Raw genomic sequence first — 6,157 nt, 5'->3', positions numbered from 1 at the left:
GGGATCGTGCCAATACTCGTTAGCCCCGATGACGGCACCGATACCAAGGTTTCACCGACGTTGATGGTGCCCGCGATCCGCGCGCCACCGGTCAGCGGGCCGTCTACTGTGACCGCACCGTCTAATACCGTCGAAAACAGCTTTGGGTCCGCGAACCCAAGGCTGCGCAGCGCGATGTCTAGATCGGCGGCCAGACTGACCAGGTTCAGCGACCCCGTCACCCCCAAACGGCCCCCCGCATCCACCGCACTGTCGACGGTGATGCGCATGGAACTGTTGGCCAGATCTAGCGTTGTATCAAGGTCGGTCAGCGCCACACGCAGGTTGGGCTCGGCAAAGCGCGCGCCGTCGGTGGTGATCCGCCCGGACACCGCATCAAGCCCCGGCGCGCCTTTGACGTTAAAGTCAAACCGCGCCTGCCCCTGAAGGCTGCGCGGCGCCAAAAACGGCTCTGACAGACCCAATGGTACGGTGCCTGCGATCGCCAGATCCAACAGACCGTCCTCTTGGACCTGCCCCGTGATGGTGGCATCGGTGCCTGCGGGGCCTTTGGCGTTGGTGTTCAATTGCCATGCGGTGCCCGCGCGCGCCGCGTCACCTTCGATAGACAATGGACCGCGAATTTCGGGCACAAACACGCCGATATCGGGCAGGTTCGCGGCGAAGGTGATCGCGGCTTGCGGCCCTGTGGCCAAACCCGCAACGCTGACTTGCGACGCAAACGGGCCGTCGGCGGTGACGTCGACATTATACCCCTGATCGGTCAACCACAGTCGCCCTGCCGCGGCCAGCGGCCCCTTGAGACTATCGACCAACGGGTTGACCTCGGGCACCGACAGCCGAAAATCTACATCCGTTTGTGGCCCGGTGGCCCGCCCCGACACGCTGAGTGCGCTGTCGTAGGGGGCATCGGCATCCAGATCGACCACCCAGCCTTGTGCGTCTTGTGTGGCCTCGGCGACGATGGTCACAGGCCCTTGATACTGCGGCAAAACCAACCCGATGTCGCGCAGCGATGCCCGCGCAGACACCAAGCTATCGTTGGTCCGCAGGGCAAAATCACCGGCCACGTCCAGTGCTGCATTGCTAAGGTCGAGCCCTTCAACGAAAGTGCCAGATTGATCCCGGCGTGCCTGCAACATCAGTTGGGTTTCACCGGCAAGGACGGCATCGGCCTGCGCGACGCCCACGGTCAAATCTGTCGTGGTGCCGGTGATTGCCAGATCAAACATACTGCTCAATGGTGTGATGTCGCCCGCCACATTCAACGCCGCCGCACCCGCGATCGGCTGTTGCGCCAATGCTGCAAACCGCGCCAGTTCTGCGGCCTGAACACGTAGGTCAAGCGTGGTGGGAAACCCGCCCACAAGGCCTTGGATCACGATATCGCCCGCAAGGCTGAAATCATCGCCCGCCAGATGAAGCCCGGTGATGCGGATGGGGCTGTCTTCGACATAATCAATGTTGGCTTTGCCGCGCAGATCCTGCCCCAACGCCTGCGCCGCATTTGGGTCTGCCAGTTCCAGCCCGCGCGCGGCCAGTTCTATATCGCCCAAGAACCGACCAACCGTGCCGACGTCGCCTTGCAACGTGCCGTCCAGCGTCATCTGTGCAGTTTCGAACCGTAGATCATCGCGGTTGAGCTGATCGATATCAAACACCCCGCGAAAGGCATCGCCCGCCCCTGCATCGTAATCAACGTTCAATGTCACGGCCTGAACGGTGGTGTCCGTGCCTGACCCGGGCAGCCGCACCGGCGCCCCATCGGCCCGCGCGATCTTGCCGTCCACATCAACAAACACCGGCCAATTGTCGGCGTTCAGCCGCACCGCGCCTGACAGATCCGCCGATTGCGCATCAAGCGTGAAATCCTGCACATCGACGCCGCCCGCGGCCGCCAAAATAGCATCAACCGTGATGCGCACATCGGGGCCAAAGAAATCACGCGACTGCGGGGCCACCAGCGCGGTGATGTCGCCGCCCAGATCCGCACGGATGCGCCTGTCAGGGGGGGCGCCTTCGGTGCTTACCGGTTGTGTGCCCAGCACCACCTGCCCGGCCACACGCGGCGCGCCATCGGTGGCCAGCGCGATATCGGCGGTGAAATCATCCAACGGGCCGGCGCCCGCCACGGTCAGATCCACCGATGGCCCGCCCGGCAACGCCATCAACCGCCCCGCAATACCGCCTGCGTCTTCGTCCAGTTCGATCTGGATCGCAAGTTCGGACGTGTCGCGCGCAAAGCTGCCCTTGATCAGGTATAATCCTTGTGGTCCATCGACCCGGTTGGCCGTCAGGTCAATGACCGCACCATCGCCGTCCAACCGCGCGCTGGCCTGCACGCCCAGATCCGCAGCCACCCCGATGATAGGTTCGCCCAACGCAATGCGCGCCACCTCGAAGGTATTGATATTAATAGAAACGGGCAGATCCGGCAGGGCAAATGCGGTGGCCTCGGCAGATGGCACTTGGGTGGTGTCTTCTGTTTGTGGCAAGCGTGGCAATGTCAGGCTGGCGGCGCTCAGGCGGTCTACCTCTAGGCGGCCGCGCAGCAAGGCAAGGCGGCTCCAGTTGAGCTGCACGTCCTCTAGCGTCAGCCAAATGCCATCGTCATCGGCGATGGTCATCCGGTCAAAGGACGCCTCAGAGCTGAGCGCCCCGGCAAAGCCTTCGATGTTGACCTCGCGCCCGGCACCAGACAGCAGATCTTCGATGGTGCGGGTCAGAAACCCGCCGTCATCTTCCTGGGCCAATGTTGCCATCGGCGCCAGCCAAAGCACGGTGACACCTGCGAAAAAAGAGCGAAGAATACGCATCAAAACGCCTGTCCTATACCAATGTAAATTTCGACGGCCGATCCGTCGTCATCGCCCGTGGTGGGCACCGCCACGTCAAACCGAATGGGGCCAATCGGTGTGTCATACCGCAAGCCCACGCCTGCGCCGCTTTGCCAGTCGCCCGACCCGTCGGGAAAGGCCTCTTCGCCGATATAACCCACATCAAAGAACCCCACATAGCCAAGACTGCCGGCAGTGCGCATGCGAAGTTCTGCGGATAAACCCAGAAAGGACCGCCCACCAACCAATTGACCACCCCCCAGATCGACGCCCAAAGATTGGTATTCGTGGCCTCTGACCGTATCACTGCCGCCCGAATAAAACAGGAAATCAGCCGGCGCCACAGACAGCCCCGGCCCCACCAGCGACCCCAACTGCCCCCGCAGCGCCAAAGTTGTGGGCCGCGCATCGCCAAAGGTGCGGTAGCCGCGCAGGTCCAGCGAGGTCAGCACCCCATTGTCGGCCCCATCAATCGCCAAGAACGGCGTGACTTCGGCGTTCAGGAAATACCCCTTGCGGGCGTCGAGGATTTTGTCGCGGTAGTCAAAGGTCGCCGCCAACGGGACCAAAAACAACGTGTAATTGTTTTCGCCAAAGGCGTCGCGCGTCGTGGCGCGCCGGAACCCCACGCCCAGTTGATAGGTTCGTTGTTCGGAGGCAATGCGTTCTATTCCTGCGCCGATGGTGGCTTGACGTGAAAAGAAATTGACCTCGTCTTGCTGTTCGATCTCGCTCAGCAAAAATAATTTGGTGTCTTCGTTGAAGGTGGCCGGGCGTTCGTACCGCGCGCCCAGCCGGAAATCGGTGCCCCCCGTTTCACCGCCGATGCCTTCGATTTCGGCGTCAAACCGCAGCTGCTCTGCGCCCCCAAACAGATTGCGATGCAGCCAAAACGCGCTCAGCGTCACGCCCTCTACTGTGGATACCTCAGCGCCAAATCCGAACCGGCGGGGTTGCTCTTCGCTGATCCGGGCCGTGATAGGCAAGGCGCCGTCTGCGGTGGGGGTGTCGGCCTCGATCATCGCGACTGACCGAAACGCCCCGGTGCGCCGCAAACGTGTGGCGGCGCGGCTCAATTCTTGGGGGGTGTAGGTGGTGCCCTCGGGCAGGCCCGCAATTTCGATGATCCGTTCGGTGCGAACGGTCGTGTTGCCCGCCACGTCCAACGCGCCAAACCGCAGTTTCGGCCCGGGATCCATCCGCAGGGTCGCCTTTATGGTGGCATCTGAATGCCGCGCCGTCACGCTTTGACTTTGCAATGCGGCCTTGGCGTGGCCATCGTTGCGCCATGCCAGTGTGGCCGCACCCACCGCATCGCGCAGCAGGCTAAGACGCGCCGTTTCGCCAGTGCGAAACCCGTCAGGCAGAGTGGTGTTTTTGGCCAGCGGGCCGATTTGCGCGGTGCCAAACCCAAACACCTTGCCTGTGGTTATTGTGATCTCGGCGCGTGTCACACTGTCGGGGGGCACAACCGATTTGATCGCCGCCGCCTCGCGCCCATCAAGGGTGATCTGGATCTGCGCCCCATAATATCCGTGGTCATAGAGCACCGCCAGCAACCGCTGATAGTCGGCCTGCGCAAGCGATACAATTTCCTGCGGTGACACGTCATCCTCTGACTTTGATTGCTCCAGCAACAGCGACCCGCCATCGATATCGGCGCGCAAATCATCCCCCAGCGTGCCCTGCACCGTCACATCCAGCGCCTGCACCGATGTGCTGCACAGGCCCAAAATGGCAGCCATAACGCACTGCCTGCCCAAAATCATACCCACGTCACTCTCCCCAGTTGGGCGAACGGATCAAGCGGCGCTTGTCGCGATCATAGGGCGCGGTGTTGAATCGCCCCTGAACGCGCTTTTATAGGAAAGGACGTCACCTCTGCAAAGACACATGTGCAACGGCGAATAGTCGCGCCGACATCCGCAACCGGCGCAGCGATGGCGCGTTTGAATGGGCCAAAAACGACATGCCATGGCGATGGCCCATCGTGGTGTCCATGCCCACATGCGACAGGGTAAGAACGATTTTTAAGCATTTGTTTTATAATGTTTATTTGTTTTTCAGTCGATGTTCTGGTTCAGCCCAACACAACAAGCCTGCCCATGGATGATGACTTTTGCACAATAAATGGGCGCATTGTGACACATATTACGCAATCCAATGTCGCAACCGGACAAGGCCGCTTGAAGTCGCGGCAGATATCTTTATCTAACCCCTCATGGTTGTATCGCCCCCGGCACAAACGACAGACGTCCATAGCAGACCTTATGAACGGATTGCCGTTGTTGGTGCGGGCGCTTGGGGGACGGCGCTGGCCAGTATTGCCGCCACTGCAGGCCGACAGGTGCGGATCTTTGGTCGCGACGTTGAAACCGTGAATGCAATCAACCAAACACATGAAAACACCACTTATTTACCCGGTATTGCCCTGCCAGAAACGCTCGTGGCGACGGCACATTTGTCAGAAGCCCTGTCAGGGGTCGATGCGGTTTTATTGGTCGTGCCGTCAGGGGCCGTGCGGCGTGTCGCCGCCGATCTGAGAGCGTTTTTACCGGCCGGAACCCCTGTTGCCGTCTGCACCAAAGGGATCGAACCGCAAACCGGTATGCTGATGTCGCAGGTGGCCGCGCAGGAATTGGGCGATATCCCCGTTGGCACTATATCAGGGCCGACATTTGCGCGGGAAACCGCCTTAGGGCATCTGACCGCGGCAACGGTGGCCTTTGACTTTAGCCATTCCGACAGGCTCGCGCCCAACCAAAGCCCCGCCGCGCGGTTGGCGGTGTCCATGAGCACCGCGTCTTTCAAGACCTACATATCTGACGATCTGGTCGGCGTGGAAATCGGCGGCGCGATCAAAAACGTGATCGCCATTGGCTGTGGCATGATGACGGGTGCGGGATTTGCCGAAAACACCCGCGCGGCGCTGATCACGCGCGGCATGGACGAAATGAAAGCCTTGGCCGAAGCGCTTGGTGGGCGGCGCGAAACCGTGACCGGGCTGGCGGGTGCGGGTGATCTGACGTTGACGTGTTCCAGCCAAACCTCGCGCAACATGTCGCTGGGGGTGCAGTTGGGGCGGGGCACGCCCCGTGCCGCGTGCTTTGACGGGCGGCCGGTTGTGGTGGAAGGCGAGGCCAACGCCGCCTCTATCGTGGATCTTGCGCGCCGGGTGGGTGTGTCGATGCCGATCTGCGAGACCGTGCACGCGATTTTGCACAACGGCGCCGAATTGCACAGCACCTTTGGCGATCTTTGGACCCGCCCGATCGAGGCAGAGCCGCGTGCGCTTGATATTTCACTGCGCAACCCCGCGT

3 protein-coding genes are annotated in these 6,157 nt (G+C 61.4%); 1 reads left to right on the top strand and 2 read right to left on the bottom strand.

The features are described 5' to 3' along the window. On the bottom strand, positions 1–2,816 hold a 2,816-nt coding region (locus ABJH13_RS04715), incomplete at its 3' end, for a DUF490 domain-containing protein (protein ID WP_348405064.1). Then, positions 2,816–4,582 (bottom strand): BamA/TamA family outer membrane protein, encoded by a 1,767-nt coding sequence (locus ABJH13_RS04710; RefSeq protein WP_348405063.1) that lies wholly within the window; start codon positions 4,580–4,582, stop codon positions 2,816–2,818. The genes ABJH13_RS04715 and ABJH13_RS04710, both read right to left, overlap by 1 nt. Positions 4,583–5,058: 476 nt before the next feature. Here ABJH13_RS04710 and ABJH13_RS04705 point away from each other — a divergent pair. Beyond that, positions 5,059–6,157 (top strand): NAD(P)H-dependent glycerol-3-phosphate dehydrogenase (locus tag ABJH13_RS04705; protein WP_348405062.1); only part of this gene is annotated, 1,099 nt, incomplete at its 3' end.

Source organism: Roseobacter sp. (genome assembly GCF_039970775.1).
Classification (GTDB): domain Bacteria; phylum Pseudomonadota; class Alphaproteobacteria; order Rhodobacterales; family Rhodobacteraceae; genus Roseobacter.
Note: the sequence above shows the minus strand (reverse complement) of the source record. Positions and strands in the feature narration are given on the sequence as shown.